The organism is Streptomyces sp. NPDC002133, from assembly GCF_040296405.1.
Lineage (GTDB): Bacteria > Actinomycetota > Actinomycetes > Streptomycetales > Streptomycetaceae > Streptomyces.
Window position 1 is genome coordinate 62,558 of the sequence record NZ_JBEOXF010000006.1, and the last position, 17,413, is coordinate 79,970.

Sequence of the window (17,413 nt, forward strand, 5' to 3'; positions counted from 1 at the left end):
AGGGGCGTACAGCCACTGCGCAGGAGGACTGCTCAGGAGGGGCGTACGGCCATCTTGTCCAGAGCCTCCAGCAGGCCCGGCAGCTCGGGCCCGCGCCCCACCGGCAGCACCTCGCCCGGCTCGTCGTCGAGCAGCACGAAGGCGATGTCGTCGGTCCTGGCCACCAGGGACCAGCCGGGCCCGTCGGCGCGCAGCATCCGCGCCCCGTCCGGGGCGAAGCTGGACCGCACCCGCCCGGGCGGCGGCGCCTCGACCTCCACGTAACCGTGCAGGTCCTTGAGTACCCGCTGCACCCCTTCGTGCGGCTTCGCCGGCTCCTCGCCGTCCTCCGTCCGCTCACCGGGCTGGACGAACGTCACCTGGTCGCCCACCTGCTCGCGCCAGATCGCCCACTGCAGGGCGATCTCGTCCGCGCCCATCCGCCGCTGAGCAGGCCCCCAGGTGTCCGTGTCGGGCGGGGAGAGACGTGGTCCGTCACCGCCGTCGTCCTCCGGATCATGGGGCGCGGGCACACCCGGAGCGACGGTCGCGACCTCCAGCGGCCAGCCGGGCAGTGCGGCGACCACGGTCCGGTCGCTGGGCGACAGGTCATACTCCATCCCGCAGTCCCACGACGCGATCGCGACCGCGACGAGCGAGACGTCGTCGACCACGACCGTCCACCGGCCGCCGGTGCTGTCCTGGCCGAGGACCAGGCCGAACCCCTCGGCGTACGGCTCGAGCCCCAGCGAGGCGCACGCCGCCGGGTAGTCGTCGCCGAGGACGCTCGGGAACTGCGCCGGTGTGAGCAGCAAGGCGGTCAACACATAGAGCGTGTCGTCGTCGGCGACCTCGTCCGTCCCGGCCACAGCACCTTCTCCCCATCCGATCGTTCGTCGGCGCACCCTAACCAGTGGGTAACCCCGACGTCGAGTGCCTGCGGCAGGGAATATGAACCGTGCGCCCGCCCCGGGCTCGCGAGCCGTCCACGCGTCAGGCCACGGGCAGCCCCAGCAGGCTGCGCGCCACCGACTGCGGGGACTCGTCGCGCTCGCGCGCGAGGGCGATCACCGCCCGGCAGGCCAGCTCGTTCACCCCGAAGGACAGCGCCTCCGGCGACACCCAGCTCGACGCCTCCTCGATCCCCTGCTCGTCGTCCTCGGCGCATGCGGACACATACGTCGCCGCTGCCTCGAAGATGTTGTGCTGCCGCCCCCGCGCGGCCGGGACCGCAGCCGTGCTCGCCTCACCGCCGGGCCCGGGCCCGAAGAGCTTGCGGATTCTTGCGATCAATCTGTCGAACACAGTGGCCCCCATGCCTGGTCGTTCACCCGTTCGGAGTACTCCGCCGGTGCGACAAGTCTTCCCGCAACATGGCCCGCAACCACGCCAGTTCCGCTTCGCTTGTCGCCCGGGCGATGGTGAGTACGCCCCGCCGGTACGGGTCGTCGAGCTCCTCCGCCCGCAGCGGCCGGTCGCCCTCGTAGAAGAAGCTGGCGGGCTGCTCCAAGAACTCCAGCCGCCGCCGCAGCACCGCGGCACGCGCCGAGGCTTCCGGGAGGTGCCGGAGGAAGGCGAGAAGCGTGAACCAGCGGTTCTCGTCGGTGATGTCCTGCTGCAGGGGCTCGGCGAGCCGGTGCAGCAGCGCCTGCCGTCCCGCGTCGGTGAGGCTCAGGACATGGCGGGGTGCAGCGGCCTGGCCGGGTTGGCTCTCGCGGACCAGCAGGCCGCCTTTCTCCATTCGCTTGATGGCGGGGTACAGGGTGCTCTCGGCCACCGGGCGCACGTGCCCGGTGAGCGCGGTGATGCGTTTGCGCAGCTCGTAACCGTGCAGCGGGGTGTCGTACAGGAATCCGAGGATGGCCAGCTCCAGCATGCCCGCATTCTGCCGCACCCGCGGGGTACATCGTTGACGTAGTACTACGTGGCCGAGGTATGGTTCGGAACCCAAGAGGGCGCCGGAAGAGACGTGGAGTGATACGGATGCGACAGGCCAGGTTCGACGCACGGGGAAGCCTCATCCGCTGGACGGAGTCCGCGGGGGAGGGGCCGACGCGGGTGTACGTGCACGGCCTCGGCGCCGCCTCCACCGTCTATCACGCGCACATCGCCGCCCATCCCCTCCTGGCGGGCCGCCGGTCGCTCTTCGTCGATCTGCCCGGGCACGGCACCAGTGACCGGCCCGCCGACTTCGGCTACACGCTGGAGGACCACGCGGACGCACTGGCCGCCGCGCTCGACGAGGCGGGTCCGGGTACGGATCCGGGTGTGGGTGTGGTCGGCGACGGTGCGGAGATCGTCGCGCACAGCATGGGCGGCGCGGTGGCGATCGTCCTCGCCCACCGCCGGCCCGAGCTCGTGTCACGCCTGGTGCTCGTCGAGGCCGACCTCGACCCGCACCCGCCCGTGACCGCGGGCAGCAGTGGCATCGCCGACCTGCCGGAGGAGGAGTTCGTGCACGGCGACGGGTTCGCACGCGTACTGCAGCGGATCGGGCCCACGTGGGCCGCCACCATGCGGCTCGCCGACCCGCTGGCGCTCCATCGGAGCGCGACCTCGCTCGTGCGCGGAACGAGCCCGACGATGCGGCGGATGCTGATGGACTGCCCGGTCCCGCGCACGTATCTGCAGGGCGGGCTCAGCGGCGAACTTTCCGGCGAGGACGCACTCGTGGCTGCCGGCGTGCAGGTCGTGACCGTCCCGGACGCCGGGCACAACGTCATGTTCGACGCCCCCGAGGCGTTCGTCCGCGCGGTCGCCACGGCACGGCCCGGCCGCCATGGGGCAGGCGTGGCACGTGCGCTTCGGTTCTGACGCACCCCGGTCCTGACTCACCGCGGGCCCTGACGTGGCCTCGGTCCTGGCGCATCAGGCCTCACGTACCGCCAGCACCAGGAACAGCGCGTCCTCGTCGGTGTACGCCACCATCCGCCAGCCCGAAGCGCCGAGCACCGGACGGAGATTGGCCTCGGCGCGCAGATCGCCGTCCGTGATCTGCCGGCCCTGCCGCGCGGCGAGCGCGGCCCGCCCGATCGGATGAAAGAGCGCGAGGCGCCCGCCAGGGCGCACCACTCGGGCCAACTCGCTCAGATTCGCCTCCGGTTCCGACAAATGGGCGACAAGCCCGGCGGCGAACACCGCGTCGAGCACCTCCGAGCGCAACGGCAGCCTCGCCACGTCGGTGAGCAGCAGCCTGCCGTCCCTGTCCCGGCCCGCACCGACGGCGGCGTCGAGCATCTGCGGCGTCAGATCGGCCCCGATGACCGTTCCGCCCGGCCCCACGGCGCTCCGCAGCGCGGGCAGCGCACGCCCGGTGCCGCAGCCCGCGTCCAGTACGGCGTCGCCCGGGCGCAGTCCGAGCGCCGCGGCACCGGCGGCATAGGCGGGACCGTCACCGGGGAAGCGCGCGTCCCAGCCGGCCGCACGGGCGCCGAAGAACTCCTGTACGAGTGTGTGGTTGGCTGTCATACGCACATGATTCCGCACGCGCGCACAGTTGACCCATCGTCAGTCCCCAACGCCTTCTGCGGACGCCCTCACTCAGACGTTCGGTGCACATGTTCGAGCTCGGCACGATCGTTCTGGAACGTCTCTCTGTCATATTCCATCAGGTTTCGAAATGCGCCCCTGTCACACGCCCTTGGCAGGACTAGCGTCCCGGAGCCATGGGACACCTGGACCACGCCACCTTCGGCTGGCTGACCCCCGTGCTGTCGTACGCGATGGCCTGCATCGGCGCCGCCCTCGGTCTCCGCTGCACCGTACGCGCGCTCGAAGCGACCGGGACGTCACGCCGCAACTGGCTCATCACCGCCGCATCCGCCATAGGCACCGGCATCTGGACGATGCACTTCGTCGCCATGCTCGGCTTCGGCGTCACCGGCAGCGACATCCGCTACAACGTGCCGCTGACCATCCTCAGCCTGCTCGTCGCCATGCTCGTCGTCGGCGCCGGCGTCTTCGCCGTCGGCTACAGCCGCGACCGCGTCCGGGCCCTGCTGCTCGGCGGCCTCACCACCGGACTCGGCGTCGCCAGCATGCACTACCTCGGCATGGCGGCCCTGAGTCTCCACGGCGAAGTGCGTTACGACCCGCTGCTCGTCGGACTCTCCGTCGTCATCGCCGTGGTCGCAGCAACCGCAGCCCTCTGGGCCGCACTCAACATCAAGTCACCCGTCGCAGTCGCCATCGCGTCGCTCGTGATGGGCGCGGCGGTCAGCAGCATGCACTACACCGGCATGCTCGCGGTCGGCGTGCACGTCGAGCCCTCGGACGAGGCACTGCCCGGGGCCACGGCCATGCAGTTCATCTTCCCCCTCGCCGTCGGCCTCGGGTCGTACCTCTTCCTCACCTCCGCCTTCGTCGCCCTCTCCCCGACGGCGAGGGAACGCGCCGCCTACGCCTCGGCCGAGCGGATCACCGAACCGGCGGCCGAACCGGCCCCCGCGTCAACGGCCGCCGTACCAACCGCCGCACCGACCACCCCGTAAGGCCGCCCGCCGCACCCACCACCCGATATACGGAACGAGGAGGCCATGCGCAAACCCCGCAGCACCCCTGGCGCCGACACGCCATCACCGCACGGCCCCGATCCGTCCGCCTCCGCGCGACCGGCAAGGCGCGGCCGGCGCGCCCACGCCGGACCGCCCGCGGACGAGGAGCTCGTTCCGGGAACGGACCTCGGCCCCGCCGCGGCACGCTCCGGAAAGGGGCGCCCCCGTGAACGCCCGGGGCTGCGTCCCCGAACCGTACGCGCCAAGATCGTCTCGCTGCTGATGGTGCCCGTCGTCTCCCTCCTCGCCCTGTGGGGCTTCGCCACCGTCACCACCGCACAGGACGTCGCACGGCTGCGTCAGCTCCGCGACGTCGAGGACCGCGTCCGCGAACCCGTCGCCGAAGCCGTCAACGCCCTGCAGGCCGAACGCCGCGCTGCCCTCCGCCAGCTGACCACCCCAGGTCCCGAGCGCGCCGCCGACCTCCAGCAGGAGGCCAAACTCACCGATGCCGCCCTCGCGAAGCTCGCCCTCGACGACACCCACACCGTCGCCGACGCCGGCGACCTCCCCACGGCTGTCGCCGGCCGCCTCAAGGGATTCGTCACAGCGACCGCGGCGCTACCCGCCCTGCGCACCGATGTCCTCGCCCGCAAGGCCGAATGGAACCGCACCTACGAGAAGTACACCGCCGCCATCACCTCGGCGTTCGGCGTCAACGGCGCCCTCACGGGCGTTCAGGACACCGCACCCGGCTCCGACGCGCGTGTCCTCCTCGAGTTCGGCCGCGGAGCCGAAATGCTCTCCCGTGAGGACGCCCTGCTCACCTCCGCGCAGACCGCCGGGACCCTCAGCAGCGAGCGTCTGAGGCTGTTCACCGGCGCCGTCGAGACCCGACGCGCCCTCACCGAATCCGCTGTCGCCGACCTGCGCGCCCCCGAGCGCGCCGCCTGGCGCGCACTCACCGCTCAAGGGGCCTACCAGGCACTCGAGTCCGCCGAGGACAGGACTCTCATCGCCCCTGCCGGCCGCCGCGCCGCCGAAGCCGTACCCGCCACCACCTGGGGGGCCGCACACAGCACCGTCCGCACGGCGATGCGCGACATCGAGACCGGCGCCCGGCAGAGCGCCGCCGACCGCGCCGATCCCTTCGACCAGGGCCTCGTCACCGCGTCGGGCGCCGCCGTCCTCCTCGGACTCGCCGCCGTCGCCGCCTCGCTCGTCATCTCCGTACGCATCGGACGCGTCCTCGTCGTCGAACTGGTCAGCCTCCGCAACACCGCCCTGGAGATCGCCCGGCACAAGCTGCCCCACGCCATGCAACGCCTCCGCTCCGGCGAAGAACTCGACGTACAGGCCGAAGCCCCGCCGGGACCGCATCCGCAGGACGAGATCGCCGAGGTCGGCGAGGCCCTCTCGACCGTTCATCGCGCCGCGCTCAGCGCCGCCGTCGAACGCGCGGAACTCAGCCGCGGCATCTCCGGGGTCTTCGTCAACCTCGCGCGTCGCAGCCAGGTCCTTGTCCACCGGCAGCTCAATCTGCTCGACAGCATGGAGCGCCGTGCCGAGGACCCGAACGAGCTCGGAGACCTGTTCCGCCTCGACCATCTCACCACCCGCATGCGACGCCACGCGGAGAGCCTGATCATCCTTTCCGGCGCCGCCCCCGGCCGCGCCTGGCGCATGCCCGTACCGCTCACCAACGTCGTGCGCGCAGCCGTCTCCGAAGTCGAGGACTACGCGCGCGTCGAGGTACGGCAGCTCCCGGAGAGCGCCGTCGTCGGCGCCGCCGTCGCCGACCTCACCCACCTCCTCGCCGAACTCGTCGAGAACGCGGCCCAGTTCTCCCCGCCCCATACCAAGGTCCGCGTCAGCGGTGAACCCGTCGGCAACGGCTACGCGCTGGAGATCGAGGACCGCGGCCTCGGCATGGGCAAGGAAGCCCTCGCCGAAGCCAACCGCCGGATCGAAGAGTCGGAGGCGCTCGACCTCTTCGACAGCGACCGGCTCGGCCTCTTCGTCGTCAGCAGACTCTCCGCGCGGCACGACATCAAGGTGCGGCTGCGGACCTCGCCGTACGGCGGCACGACCGCGGTCGTCCTGATCCCGACGCCACTGCTCCAGAGCGCACTCCCGCCGGGAGCGGGAGCAGGAGTGGGTGCCGGAGCGGGCGCGGGCACGGGCACGGGCGTGCCGGCGTCCACGCGCCATACCGGCGGAACAGCTCCCTCCGACGCCCACTCCGTCCTGCACGGCGACCAGTCCGCCCCGCGGCCTTCCGGCTCCGTGACAGGCCGCCGCTTCCTCGAAGTGCAGCCCGACAACGCACCACCCCCGCCGCCCGGCGTCATCGCGCTCCGGCTGCGTGGCCGCCCCCAGCCCGTCCCGCAGCCGGAGTCCCACCAGCAGCCGCACTTGCACGCCCACTACGAGCCCGAGACCCGCCCCCAGGACGACGCGGGCGGCCTCCCACGCCGGGTCAGGCAGGCCAGCCTCGTCCCCCAACTGCGCGAAGCGCCCGGTCCCGACGCGCCGGAGGCGGCCGACCGCACCGCGAACGACACCCCGGAACGCACCCCGGAACAGGCCAGGGACCGCATGGCGGCCTACCGAGCCGGCTGGGCCCGCGGCGGCGGCGCCGCCCCCGGCCGGACCACCCACAGCAGCGCTCACGGCAATGCCCTCGGCAACCCACCCAGCAGCGGCCACCGCAGCGAAGGAGACGACGCATGATCGACCACGAGAGGATCACCCCGTACCAGCGGTCCGGAGAGCTCGACTGGCTGCTCGACGACATGGTGCTGCGGGTGACCGAGGTCCGGCATGCCGTCGTCCTCTCCAACGACGGCCTCGCCGTCGGCGCCTCCAACGGCCTGACCCGCGAGGACGCCGAACACCTCGCCGCCGTCGCCTCCGGATTCCACAGCCTCGCCAAGGGTGCGGGCCGCCACTTCCACGCCGGTTCCGTACGCCAGACGATGGTCGAGATGGACGACGGCTTCCTCTTCGTGGCCGCCGCGGGCGACGGCTCCTGCCTCGCCGTCCTCAGCGCCGTGACCGCCGACATCGGCCTCATCGCGTACGAGATGGCCCGCCTGGTCAAGCGCGTCGGCGAGCACCTGCGCACGCCGCCGCGGATGTCCACCACCCCGCCCGCCGCCGGCTGACCGGAGGGAGACCCCACGCCATGAACGAAGCCGGCGACGGCGACCGGGAACTTCAGGGCAGCCGCTGGTACGACGCCGAAGCGGGCCCCCTCGTCCGCCCGTACGCCATGACCGGAGGGCGTACCCAGCCGGGCCCCGGCACCGTACGCTTCGACGTCATCGCACTCGTCGACGCCGCCCCGGACGCGGCCGGCCGGGCCGATGAATCGCTCCTCGGCCCCGAACACCGGGCCCTGCTCACGCTGTGCGGCGCGGAGACCCAGTCCGTCGCGGAACTCGCCGCCGACGCCGACCTGCCCATCGGCGTCGTACGCGTCCTCCTCGGCGACCTGCTCGAGGCCGGCCTCGTCACGGTCAGCCGGCCCGTGCCGCCCGCGCAACTGCCCGACGAGAGGATCCTCCGGGAGGTGATCGAAGGACTCAGAGCGCTCTAGCGGCGGGCATCCGGGCCGACTCAGGGGCACACTGGTGACGCACGACCGGGAACCACATCCGGAGCCGGACCGGACCCGGGCCGGACGACACATGCAGCCGGACCGGAGCCGGACCCGGGCCGGAATCGGAGCGGACGACGACGCCGAGGAGCACCGTGCCTGTCCCGATCATCATCGACTGCGACCCCGGGCACGACGACGCCGTCGCGATCCTGCTCGCGGCCGGGGATCCCGCGATCGACCTGCTCGCGATCACGACGGTCGCCGGCAACCAGGTGGTCGAGAAGACCACGCTGAACGCCCGCCGGATCTGCACCGCCGCCGGAATCACCGACGTGCCCATCGCGGCCGGCTGCGCGCGGCCGCTCGTCCAGCCGCTGTACGTGGCGGACGACGTTCACGGAGACTCGGGCATGGACGGTCCCCGCTTCGGCGAACCCACCGTGGACGCGGTCTCCGAGCACGCCGTGGACCTGATGTACCGGATCCTGACCAGGCATCCGGAACCTGTCACTCTCGTCCCGACCGCCCCGCTGACCAATATCGCCCTGCTCCTGACCCGGTATCCCGACGCGGCTGCGCACATCCGCGAGATCGTGCTCATGGGCGGCTCCACGGAGCGCGGAAACCGCACCCCGGCGGCCGAGTTCAACATCTACGTCGACCCCGAAGCCGCTGACATCGTCCTCCGAAGCGGCGTACCCGTCACGATGTGCGGGCTCAACGTCACCCACCAGGCACTCGCCACGCCCGACGTCCTCGCCCGCCTCGATGGACTGGGCACCGAACTCGGGCGGATCTGCGTCGAGCTGATGACGTTCTTCGCCTCCACCTACCGGCGGCTGTGGGGCTTCGAGGCGCCGCCGCTGCACGACCCCGTCGCGGTGGCGCGCATCATCGACCCCTCGATCGTGCGCTGCGTCGACGCGAGCGTGGCCGTCGAGCTGCACGGGCAGCACACGCGGGGAGCGACGGTCGTGGACCTGCACCGGTACCTGGACCGGCCCGTCAATGCGCGGGTGGCGGTGGACCTGGACGGAGAGAAGTTCTGGGACCGGGTGGTCGCGGCCGTCGAGACGCTGGGGAAACGGGAGGGCTGAACCGCGGCACGGCTCGCCCGTCCGCGTATCGGTCATACGGCCCCGGGCCCGTCCCAAGGCTCCTGACCTGGGAGACTGGAGCCGACGGCCGCTCGACCAGGAATGAGGAACAGCCCTCGTGCCCGAAACACGTCAGGATCCCGCCACGCGCGACGACGCGGCGCCCACCGCGGAGCGGTCCGGCCTGCGGGCCGACTGCGGGAACTGTTTCGGGTTGTGCTGCGTGGCGCTGCCGTTCTCCGCGTCGGCCGACTTCGCGTTCGACAAGCGCGCAGGTCAGCCGTGCACCAACCTCCGTGACGACTTCCGCTGCGGCATCCACACCCGGCTCAGGGAGAGCGGATTCTCCGGCTGCACGGTCTACGACTGCTTCGGTGCGGGCCAGAAGGTCTCCCAGGTGACCTTCGGCGGGCACAGCTGGCGCGAGGCTCCGGACACGGCACGTGAGATGCTCGACGTCTTCCCCTTGATGCGGCAACTCCACGAACTGCTCTGGTACCTGGCGGAGGCACTGACCCTGCCCGCCGCCCGCCCGCTCCATGCGGACATCCGCCGTCTGACCGACGAGACCGAAGCCCTGACCGGCCGTGATTCCGGCGCCCTGCTCGCCACCGATGTCCCCGCCCACCGCGCGCAGGTCGGCGAACTGCTGCTCCGTACCAGTGCACTCGTACGCGCCGAGGCGCCGGGCCGCAGGAAGAACCGCCGCGGGGCCGACCTCCTCGGCGCCCGGCTCAAGGGCGCCGACCTGCGTGGCGCCGACCTGCGCGGCGCGTGCCTCATCGCCGCCGACCTCACCGGCGCCGACCTCCGTCTGTCCGACCTCCTCGGCGCCGATCTGCGCGACGCGAACCTCGGTGGAGCCGATCTCACCGGCAGCATCTTCCTCACCCAGCCGCAGCTCCAGCAGGCGCGGGGCGATGCCCGGACGAAACTGCCCCGGGCACTGTCCCGCCCCGCGCACTGGTCGTCGTCGACGTAGCGTGGTAATGGGTGTCGCAGGGTCGTGCGGCGCCAGTGGCACAGGGCGACGCCGCTGCGGGCATGGGTCTGCGATACGGGGGTACCCGCGAGCCGAGTCCCCCAGCGTCCCGCATTTGCGTTCCGGCCACCCGCCGGACCGGCGCCGCGAAGTCGGAGGCGCAGCGAACCGGGGGCGCAGCGAACCGGGGAAAGGAGCGCTGACCACCATGAACATCGCCTTCCTGATGGCGCCGGAGGGCGTCGAACAGATCGAGCTCACCGAACCCTGGCGGGCCGTCGCCGCCGCGGACGACACACCCCTGCTGCTCTCCACGAGGCCCGGTCGGATCCAGGCCTTCCACCACCTCGACAAGGGCGACAGCTTCCCCGTAGACCTGGTCGTCCCGGGAGGCGCAGCGACGGACTACGGCGCTCTCGTACTGCCCGGAGGCGTCGCCAACCCGGACGCGCTGCGGATGGACGAGAAGGCCGTGGCGTTCGTGCGGGCGTTCTTCGAGGCGGGCAAGCCGGTCGCCGCGATCTGCCACGCACCCTGGATCCTCGTCGAAGCCGACGTGGTGCGCGGCAGGACGCTGACCTCCTGGCCCAGCCTGCGCACCGACATCCGCAACGCGGGCGGCAGCTGGGTCGACGAGCAGGTGAAGGTATGCCACGAGGGGCCGAACACGCTGATCACCAGCCGTAAGCCGGCCGATCTCAAGGCCTTCTGTGCGGCCTTCACCGCCGAGTTCGCCAAGCAGTCCACCGGGGCGGGCGCGGGACGCTGAGCCGGGGCATTGGGAGCGGAGTCATGCGACTCGCACATCTCGCACCCCTCTACGAGAGACCCGGCCCGTGGGCCAGCATCTGCGTCGCCACGACGCCCGGCGCCGCCGACGCGACGCCGGGCGGGCGGGAGCTCGCCATCCGGGACATCTGCCGGGAACTGGACCGCCAGGGCGCCGACGAGACCACCGGACGGGCCGTCCGCGAAGCGCTGACCGAATGGCCGGGCCCCGTGGGCGCGGCCGGCCGGGCCATCTACGCCGCGCATGGCGAGGTCGTCCTCGACCCGCCGCTCACGGTCGCGCCACCGGCACCCGAGATCCACTGGTCGGCCCTGCCTCGGGTCGCCCCGTTGCTGGACCTCGCCGTTCAAGAACCGGTCTGTCTCATCGCGTACATCAACCGCAAGGGGGCCGACCTCGAGATCCGGGGCCCGCTCGGCAGCCGCTCCGCGGGCCGGATGGAGGGCAAGGACTGGCCCCTGCAAGGCACCTCCACTGCGGACTGGTCCGAGCGCCATTTCCGGATGAGCATCGAGAACCCCTGGCAGGTACGGGAACAGGGTCCCTCCTCCCAGGACACCTGGGAGCACGGCGGCGGGGATGCCACCTCCAGGGACGGCATGACCTGGGACGAAGCGACCTGGGACGAGAACGCCCGCGATGTCGCCGCAGCCCTGGCCCTCTGCCAGGAAGAGGCCCGCGCGGATCTGATCATTCTCGTCGGCGGCGAGCGCGAACGCCGAACCGTCGTCGAGCGGCTGCCGCAGGCGCTGCGTCCGCTCACCGTCGGCACGGTGTACGGCGGACACGTCCGCGGCGCGGGCGCCCGACTGCTCGACACGGACGTCCAGCGCTCCCGCCAGGAACATCTGCGCCGCATCGAGGCCACTGATCTCGAGAGATTCCGGGCCCTCGGCACAGCCAGGGCCGAAGGAATCCCCGCCCTCGTCGAGGCTGCCCGCGAGCACCGCATCGCCGAGCTGCTCATCCGTCCCGAAGGACGCGACGCCCACCGCGGGGTGTGGGTCGGCACCGAACCCGACCAGATCGCGGTGCACCGCAGCGACGCGGGCCATCTCGGCACCCGCCATCCGGAGCCCGCCCGCGCCGACGACGCCCTGCTGAGGTCGGCGGCGGTGAACGGCGCCGATGTCCTGCGGGTCCATGCGGGCGGCAACAGACTGGCCGACGGGCGCGACATCCCCGCCGGGGGTCTCGGCGCGCTACTACGGCAACCGTGAGCGGCGACCACGATCGGTCCGTGGCCGCCGCACACCGTCGGCGACGCGCTGCCGCCTCCCGTACTGCTGAGTCCCGGCCGGACGAACAGTCGTGCCCACACGAATTGCGATTTCTTTCGAGCACCTTTTGCGACCGGAACAGTCACATCCCGCAAAAAGCGATCGCACCACCCGGCCCAAGGCCCTGATTGTCATACTGCTCAGGCCACGAAGAACAGTTGTACTGGAGCCGGCCTCTCGCTCAGCCCGCCGTCCTCGAGGCGGCTCCGATGGCTTTGACCTGGGGTTCCACCTGGCGGCCCACACCCGACGAGAGAAGTGATCGATGGCCCCCGAGCTCTCTGGCAGCACCGGCGCAGAATCTGCCGCTCTCGCGCTGAAAATACTGGTCGCCGGCGGTTTCGGAGTCGGCAAGACGACTCTCGTCGGAGCGGTCAGCGAAATCCGCCCTCTGCGGACCGAGGAGCAGCTCAGCGAAGCCGGCCAGACCGTCGACGACACCGGGGGAGTCGATCAGAAGACCACCACCACCGTGGCCATGGACTTCGGCCGCATCACCATCCGCTCAGGGCTGTCCCTGTATCTTTTCGGCACACCCGGACAGGACCGCTTCTGGTTTCTGTGGGACGAACTCTCCCAGGGCGCGCTCGGAGCCGTCGTCCTCGCCGACACCCGCCGCCTCGAGGACAGCTTCCCCGCCGTCGACTATTTCGAGCACCGCAGCATCCCCTTCGCCGTCGCCGTCAACTGCTTCCCAGGAGCACGCACCTACGGCGCACACGAAGTCTCACGCGCCCTCGACCTCGACCGCGGAACCCCCGTCGTGCTGTGCGACGCACGCGACCGCGACTCCGGCAAGGAAGTGCTGATCCGCCTCGTCGAGTACGCCGGGCGCATGCACACCGCCCGGCTGCTCAACTCGGTCGGCTGACCACTCTCCGGGTCAGTCGGCCACACCGGCCACGCCCTGCACCTGCTCGACGCTCACCCGCACCACGAGCTCACCCGGCACGCCGTTGCGCGCACCGAACTCCTCCGCACGCTCCTCACCCATGTACCGCGCGGCGATCCGGGTCGCCCAGTGACGCAACTCGCCCGGATCCTCGCTGAGTTCCGCGCTGCCACGGATCAACACGAACGAGTAGGGCGGCCGGTCCTCGTCCACGCAGAGCGCCACGCGTCCGTCCCGCGCCAGATTCCGCCCCTTGACGGTCTGCTTCCCGGTGTTCAGGACGACGTCGTCACCGTCCAGCACGAACCAGACCGGTGCGACATGGGGACTTCCGTCCGCGCGCACGGTCGACAGTTTCCCGGTGCGCGTCCCCTCCGAGACGAACGCCCGCCATTCCTCCTGCGTCATCTGCTTCGACATGTGCCCCATCCTGAACCCGGATGCGGACTACCGCACGGGGAAGCCATCTCTTCGCAGCACCCGCTGCTGTGCGCCCGGAACGAGTCCTTGCCCGGACGCGGACAGTGAGGAAGGCTTGCGCGCAGCACGGCGCGACGGGGAACACATGAACGGGGAGGAACAACACATGGCGTTGGACAAGGGACTCGACTGGCTCCTGGACGACCTGACCAAGCGGGTCGAGTACATACGGCACGCACTGGTGCTCTCCAACGACGGCTTGGTCACCGGGGCCAGCACGGGCCTGGCACGGGAGGACGCGGAGCATCTGGCGGCCGTCTCCTCCGGCCTGCACAGTCTCGCCAGGGGCTCGGGCCGCCACTTCCAGGCGGGCAAGGCCCGACAGACGATGGTCGAATTCGACGACGCGATGCTCTTCGTCACGGCGGCGGGCGACGGCAGCTGCCTGTGCGTCCTCAGCGCGGCGGAGGCCGATGTGGGTCAGGTCGCCTATGAGATGACCCTGATGGTGAACCGCGTGGGCGAGCACCTCGCCGTGGGCGCACGCCAGCCGGGCCGTGTGACGCTCTCCGACCTCTGAGGGTGCCCGCCGACTTCCCTCACGCCGCCTGACCTGCGGCGCGAGGCTCGGCTCCGGCCGGGCCGAGGCCGATACCGAGCCTCGGCCCGGCAGGGCCGTCATGTGCCGGAGCATGCCGGGTTGGCCATGGGCCGGGCCCGCGGATCGTCCCGGCGATCCGGGTTGTCCACAGGCCCGGCGAGAAGTCGTCCGGCCGGGCTACGGTCGTCACTGAGAGTATTCGTCACGTACGGGGGAGACCGACATGACCGACACGAACACCGGCATGCCCGAAACCGTGGCCTTCGGGCGGGCCGCGACGGCTCTGGAGCTGAAGCGCGGCGAGTTCGACCTCGCGGCGCAGCTCGGCCACATCCGCGTGGCACAGGGCAAACCGCCAGGAAGGGGCCGAGTGGCCCGGGCGGAGATCGAGCGGCTGCGCGCGGCCGACGGCTTTCCCGACGCGCTGCGCGAGCGGGTGCGCACCGTCGGCACGGCCGAGGCGGCCGCGCTCATCTCCACCACTCCCAGACGCTTCACCAGGCTGGCCCGCTCGGGCCACGTCACGCCCGTCAGGTTCTATCTGAACCGCTACCGCGCGGTTGTCTGGCTCTATCTCGTGCCGGAAGTGGAGGAGTTCGCGGCGCGGAACGCGGATCTGCTCGACGGGAAGTTCCCTCCGGCACTGCGGGCGAGACTCGACGAGGGTGAGGACTGGCGCGCCCGCAACTGGCGGGGCCGGCGCCTCGGCATTCTGCTGCGCCAGTGCGACGGCCCCTGGGAGCGTACGGCGGCGATCGCGTCGTTCCTGGACCCGGTCCAGGTGGCGGAGGTGGTCGACGACCCGTACGAGCGAGCGCATCTGGAGCGCCTGCGCCCCGAACCGCCCTACGGGCGCACGGAATCGCCGACGGTCCGCGAGGCCACGGTTCGCCTGCTGCTCGCGGAGGACCCGGACGAGATCCTGTGGCACCGGATGAGCCTGGCCCTCTCCCTGGACGAAGCCCGCGCCTCGGGCCCGGCACCTCGACCGGACGGTGAGCGGCTGCGGCTGCCGCGTCCCGGCGCACCGGCCATTGCGCCCCTCTGCCGAACCACCTCAGGGACACAGGCCGTCACCGACACCGGCGCAGGCCCAGGCACGGGGCCGGGCGCTTATACGGCCCTCGCCACGGCTCTCGGCGGCAACACAGCACCGGCCGTAGCAGCGCCCCGCCAGGGCAGTGAGTGGAGCCTCCCGGCGCGGCCGGGCCTGGACGGGGGTGGTAGGCACCGGGCGTCGACCAGGCGCCTGTCCAAGGGGCTGCTTGCGCGGCTGCGCCTACGCAAGCCGTCGCCTGCCGCCACCGGCTGACCCACTGCCGTCACCGGTGCCAACAGGATCTGCGGTGCTGCCCAACTGCAGTCCTGCCCTCCCGCCGTCCACCGCTGTTCCTGCGTGCCCGCGGCTCCCACCGGCCCGCGTGGCACGACGGCGCCCGAGGACCGGCCGTTCGGCACCGACGCCTGAGCCGCTCCGCTCCGCCCGGACCTCTGCTCTGCACCTCACCCTTGGGCAGGGGGCCGCACCCACCGCTTCCGCGCCGCCGCGTGCGTAGCGCGGCAAGGGCGGGCACGATGGCGGCATGTTGCTGGCCCGCCTCGCCGACGCGTCACGACAGGTTGCCGCCGAGCCGTCCCGTACGCGCAAGATCGCGGCCCTGGCGTCGCTGTTCGCGGATGCCCGTCCGCAGGAAGTCGCCCTGGTGATCTCCTACCTCGCCGGTCGGCTCCCGCAGGGGCGGCTGGGCGTCGGCTGGAGTGTCCTCAAGGACCGGCCCCGGCCCGCCGAGGAGCCGAGCCTGACCGTCGGTGGCGCCGACGCCGTGTTCACGGCTCTCGCCCAGGTCGCCGGAGCGGGCGCCCAGGCCGAACGGAAGAGCCTGGTCGGGGAGCTGATGGGCGCGGCGACCGAGCCCGAGCAGGAGTTCCTCCTGCGGCTGCTGACCGGTGAGGTGCGCCAGGGTGCCCTGGACGCCATCGCGCTGGAGGCCGTCGCCAAAGCGGCGGGCGCCCCGGCCGGCGACGTGCGGCGCGCCGTCATGCTCGAGGGCTCCCTGCCCCGCGTGGCCGGTGCCCTGCTCGCCGAGGGCCCTGGCGTCCTCGCCTCCTTCCGGCTGCACGTGGGCCGCCCCGTACAGCCGATGCTCGCCCACACCGCCGCGTCGGTCGCCGACGCCGTCGAGGCGCTCGGAGCCTGCTGCGTGGAGGAGAAGCTGGACGGCATCCGTATCCAGGTCCACCGCTTTGGCGATGACGTCCGCATCCACACCCGCTCCCTCGACGACATCACCGGACGACTGCCCGATGTCGTCGCCTCCGTAAGGGAACTGCAGGGCGACGAGTTCATCCTGGACGGCGAGGTGATTGCCCTCGGCCCGTCCGGCAGGCCCCTGCCCTTCCAGGACATCGCCTCCCGCGTGGGCTCGCGCACGGACGTGGCCGCCGCGACCGCCGCGGTGCCCCTGTCACCCGTCTACTTCGACATCCTCGCCGCCCACGGCACCGACCTGCTCGATCTCCCCGGCCGCGAGCGACATGCGGAGCTGGCCCGTCTGATCCCCGAACGCATGCGGGTCCGTCGCCTCGTCGTCGACGACCCCGGATCCCCGGAACAGCTCCGCACAGCCGAGGACTTCCTCGCCGTCACGCTCGAGCGCGGCCACGAGGGGGTCATGGTCAAGGCGCTGGACGCGCCCTACGTCGCCGGCCGCCGCGGCCGCTCCTGGCTCAAGGTGAAACCCGTCCACACCCTCGACCTGGTCGTGCTCGCCGCCGAGTGGGGCCATGGCCGCCGCACCGGGCTCCTCTCCAATCTCCATCTCGGCGCCAGGGCGGCCGACGGCACGTTCGTCATGCTCGGCAAGACCTTCAAAGGGCTCACGGACGCGATGCTGCGCTGGCAGACGGACCACCTGCGCGAACTGGCGGTCTCCGACGACGGCTTCGTCGTCCGTGTACGGCCCGAGCTCGTCGTCGAGATCGCGTACGACGGCCTGCAGCGCTCCACGCGCTATCCGGCGGGGCTGGCCCTGCGATTCGCGCGGGTCATCCGACACCGCCCCGACAAGAGCGCCGCGCAAGCGGACACGATCGAACACGTCCTGGCCTTCGCGGAAGGCGGGGGTGCGTCGTCCTGACGAGGAAGGCCCCGGCCGGTCGGGGGAGGTCGGCCGGGGCGGCTCAGGGGGGATGCGGGTACGTGCGACAGCGCAGCAGTCCGTGTTTTCGCATCCACGTCTAGGTGAACGATAAACCATCCGAAGGTGTGCCTCGAA

General features: G+C 71.8%; 18 protein-coding genes. 13 read left to right on the plus strand and 5 right to left on the minus strand.

Annotation, left to right across the window (positions count from 1 at the left end; all coding sequences use genetic code 11):
- Positions 1 to 32 precede the first annotated feature (32 nt).
- The 3 genes from ABT078_RS09755 to ABT078_RS09765 form a co-directional block, all read right to left on the minus strand.
- Positions 33 to 848 (minus strand): hypothetical protein, encoded by an 816-nt coding sequence (locus ABT078_RS09755; protein ID WP_351225716.1) that lies wholly within the window; start codon positions 846 to 848, stop codon positions 33 to 35.
- A 124-nt stretch (positions 849 to 972) separates the two neighbouring features.
- The gene (locus ABT078_RS09760) at positions 973 to 1,272 is read right to left on the minus strand and encodes a hypothetical protein (protein ID WP_351225718.1); all 300 of its coding nucleotides are present in this window, start codon (positions 1,270 to 1,272) and stop codon (positions 973 to 975) included.
- Positions 1,273 to 1,306: 34 nt separating this feature from the next.
- On the minus strand, positions 1,307 to 1,855 hold the full coding sequence (locus ABT078_RS09765) for a PadR family transcriptional regulator (protein WP_351225720.1): 549 nt from the start codon (positions 1,853 to 1,855) through the stop codon (positions 1,307 to 1,309).
- A 107-nt stretch (positions 1,856 to 1,962) separates the two neighbouring features.
- On the opposite strand from ABT078_RS09765, the gene ABT078_RS09770 reads away from it, so the two are divergent.
- The gene (locus tag ABT078_RS09770; RefSeq protein WP_351225722.1) at positions 1,963 to 2,793 is read left to right on the plus strand and encodes an alpha/beta fold hydrolase; all 831 of its coding nucleotides are present in this window, start codon (positions 1,963 to 1,965) and stop codon (positions 2,791 to 2,793) included.
- A 54-nt stretch (positions 2,794 to 2,847) separates the two neighbouring features.
- On the opposite strand, the gene ABT078_RS09775 is transcribed toward ABT078_RS09770, so the two are convergent.
- Positions 2,848 to 3,447, minus strand: coding sequence for a class I SAM-dependent methyltransferase (locus ABT078_RS09775; protein WP_351225724.1), 600 nt, complete (start codon positions 3,445 to 3,447; stop codon positions 2,848 to 2,850).
- Positions 3,448 to 3,644: 197 nt separating this feature from the next.
- On the opposite strand from ABT078_RS09775, the gene ABT078_RS09780 reads away from it, so the two are divergent.
- The 9 genes from ABT078_RS09780 to ABT078_RS09820 all read left to right on the plus strand — a co-directional run bounded on the left by ABT078_RS09780 (position 3,645) and on the right by ABT078_RS09820 (position 13,096).
- Complete coding sequence (locus tag ABT078_RS09780) at positions 3,645 to 4,469, plus strand: MHYT domain-containing protein (RefSeq protein ID WP_351225726.1); 825 nt, start codon at positions 3,645 to 3,647, stop codon at positions 4,467 to 4,469.
- A 45-nt stretch (positions 4,470 to 4,514) separates the two neighbouring features.
- On the plus strand, positions 4,515 to 7,205 hold the full coding sequence (locus ABT078_RS09785; RefSeq protein ID WP_351225728.1) for a sensor histidine kinase: 2,691 nt from the start codon (positions 4,515 to 4,517) through the stop codon (positions 7,203 to 7,205).
- Positions 7,202 to 7,639, plus strand: a complete 438-nt coding sequence (locus ABT078_RS09790; RefSeq protein WP_351225730.1) for a roadblock/LC7 domain-containing protein — start codon at positions 7,202 to 7,204, stop codon at positions 7,637 to 7,639. The genes ABT078_RS09785 and ABT078_RS09790 overlap by 4 nt, the downstream gene beginning before the upstream one ends.
- 20 nt (positions 7,640 to 7,659) lie before the next feature.
- Positions 7,660 to 8,073 carry a DUF742 domain-containing protein gene (locus ABT078_RS09795; protein ID WP_351225731.1) on the plus strand — a complete coding sequence of 138 codons (414 nt, stop codon included), beginning with the start codon at positions 7,660 to 7,662 and terminating at the stop codon, positions 8,071 to 8,073.
- A 155-nt stretch (positions 8,074 to 8,228) separates the two neighbouring features.
- Positions 8,229 to 9,173, plus strand: a complete 945-nt coding sequence (locus ABT078_RS09800; protein ID WP_351225733.1) for a nucleoside hydrolase — start codon at positions 8,229 to 8,231, stop codon at positions 9,171 to 9,173.
- A 118-nt stretch (positions 9,174 to 9,291) separates the two neighbouring features.
- Positions 9,292 to 10,155: a pentapeptide repeat-containing protein gene (locus ABT078_RS09805; RefSeq protein ID WP_502981186.1), complete on the plus strand. Its 864-nt coding sequence runs from the start codon at positions 9,292 to 9,294 to the stop codon at positions 10,153 to 10,155.
- A 208-nt stretch (positions 10,156 to 10,363) separates the two neighbouring features.
- The gene (locus ABT078_RS09810) at positions 10,364 to 10,924 is read left to right on the plus strand and encodes a type 1 glutamine amidotransferase domain-containing protein (protein WP_351225735.1); all 561 of its coding nucleotides are present in this window, start codon (positions 10,364 to 10,366) and stop codon (positions 10,922 to 10,924) included.
- A gap of 23 nt (positions 10,925 to 10,947) precedes the next feature.
- On the plus strand, positions 10,948 to 12,165 hold the full coding sequence (locus ABT078_RS09815) for a baeRF2 domain-containing protein (protein WP_351225737.1): 1,218 nt from the start codon (positions 10,948 to 10,950) through the stop codon (positions 12,163 to 12,165).
- A gap of 325 nt (positions 12,166 to 12,490) precedes the next feature.
- Positions 12,491 to 13,096, plus strand: a complete 606-nt coding sequence (locus tag ABT078_RS09820; protein WP_351225739.1) for a GTP-binding protein — start codon at positions 12,491 to 12,493, stop codon at positions 13,094 to 13,096.
- A gap of 12 nt (positions 13,097 to 13,108) precedes the next feature.
- Here ABT078_RS09820 and ABT078_RS09825 read toward each other — a convergent pair whose 3' ends face one another.
- Entirely contained in the window at positions 13,109 to 13,537 is a 429-nt protein-coding gene (locus tag ABT078_RS09825; RefSeq protein ID WP_351225741.1) for a PPOX class F420-dependent oxidoreductase, read from the minus strand.
- Positions 13,538 to 13,703: 166 nt separating this feature from the next.
- Between ABT078_RS09825 and ABT078_RS09830 the strand changes: the two genes are divergently transcribed.
- From ABT078_RS09830 to ABT078_RS09840, 3 genes are all read left to right on the plus strand, one after another.
- Positions 13,704 to 14,117 (plus strand): roadblock/LC7 domain-containing protein, encoded by a 414-nt coding sequence (locus ABT078_RS09830; protein ID WP_351225743.1) that lies wholly within the window; start codon positions 13,704 to 13,706, stop codon positions 14,115 to 14,117.
- Positions 14,118 to 14,361: 244 nt separating this feature from the next.
- Positions 14,362 to 15,450 carry a DUF6397 family protein gene (locus ABT078_RS09835; protein ID WP_351225745.1) on the plus strand — a complete coding sequence of 363 codons (1,089 nt, stop codon included), beginning with the start codon at positions 14,362 to 14,364 and terminating at the stop codon, positions 15,448 to 15,450.
- Between the two features lie 271 nt (positions 15,451 to 15,721).
- Positions 15,722 to 17,275: an ATP-dependent DNA ligase gene (locus tag ABT078_RS09840; RefSeq protein WP_351225747.1), complete on the plus strand. Its 1,554-nt coding sequence runs from the start codon at positions 15,722 to 15,724 to the stop codon at positions 17,273 to 17,275.
- Positions 17,276 to 17,413: the final 138 nt, after the last annotated feature.

What these genes read in the sequence shown, in the direction of transcription:
- ABT078_RS09765 (WP_351225720.1), bottom strand. Translation starts at nt 1,855, where the DNA reads ATGCTGGAGCTGGCCATCCTCGGATTCCTGTACGACACCCCGCTGCAC.
- ABT078_RS09770 (WP_351225722.1), top strand. Translation starts at nt 1,963, where the DNA reads ATGCGACAGGCCAGGTTCGACGCACGGGGAAGCCTCATCCGCTGGACG.
- ABT078_RS09775 (WP_351225724.1), bottom strand. Translation starts at nt 3,447, where the DNA reads ATGACAGCCAACCACACACTCGTACAGGAGTTCTTCGGCGCCCGTGCG.
- ABT078_RS09780 (WP_351225726.1), top strand. Translation starts at nt 3,645, where the DNA reads ATGGGACACCTGGACCACGCCACCTTCGGCTGGCTGACCCCCGTGCTG.
- ABT078_RS09785 (WP_351225728.1), top strand. Translation starts at nt 4,515, where the DNA reads ATGCGCAAACCCCGCAGCACCCCTGGCGCCGACACGCCATCACCGCAC.
- ABT078_RS09790 (WP_351225730.1), top strand. Translation starts at nt 7,202, where the DNA reads ATGATCGACCACGAGAGGATCACCCCGTACCAGCGGTCCGGAGAGCTC.
- ABT078_RS09795 (WP_351225731.1), top strand. Translation starts at nt 7,660, where the DNA reads ATGAACGAAGCCGGCGACGGCGACCGGGAACTTCAGGGCAGCCGCTGG.
- ABT078_RS09810 (WP_351225735.1), top strand. Translation starts at nt 10,364, where the DNA reads ATGAACATCGCCTTCCTGATGGCGCCGGAGGGCGTCGAACAGATCGAG.
- ABT078_RS09815 (WP_351225737.1), top strand. Translation starts at nt 10,948, where the DNA reads ATGCGACTCGCACATCTCGCACCCCTCTACGAGAGACCCGGCCCGTGG.
- ABT078_RS09820 (WP_351225739.1), top strand. Translation starts at nt 12,491, where the DNA reads ATGGCCCCCGAGCTCTCTGGCAGCACCGGCGCAGAATCTGCCGCTCTC.
- ABT078_RS09825 (WP_351225741.1), bottom strand. Translation starts at nt 13,537, where the DNA reads ATGTCGAAGCAGATGACGCAGGAGGAATGGCGGGCGTTCGTCTCGGAG.
- ABT078_RS09830 (WP_351225743.1), top strand. Translation starts at nt 13,704, where the DNA reads ATGGCGTTGGACAAGGGACTCGACTGGCTCCTGGACGACCTGACCAAG.
- ABT078_RS09835 (WP_351225745.1), top strand. Translation starts at nt 14,362, where the DNA reads ATGACCGACACGAACACCGGCATGCCCGAAACCGTGGCCTTCGGGCGG.
- ABT078_RS09840 (WP_351225747.1), top strand. Translation starts at nt 15,722, where the DNA reads ATGTTGCTGGCCCGCCTCGCCGACGCGTCACGACAGGTTGCCGCCGAG.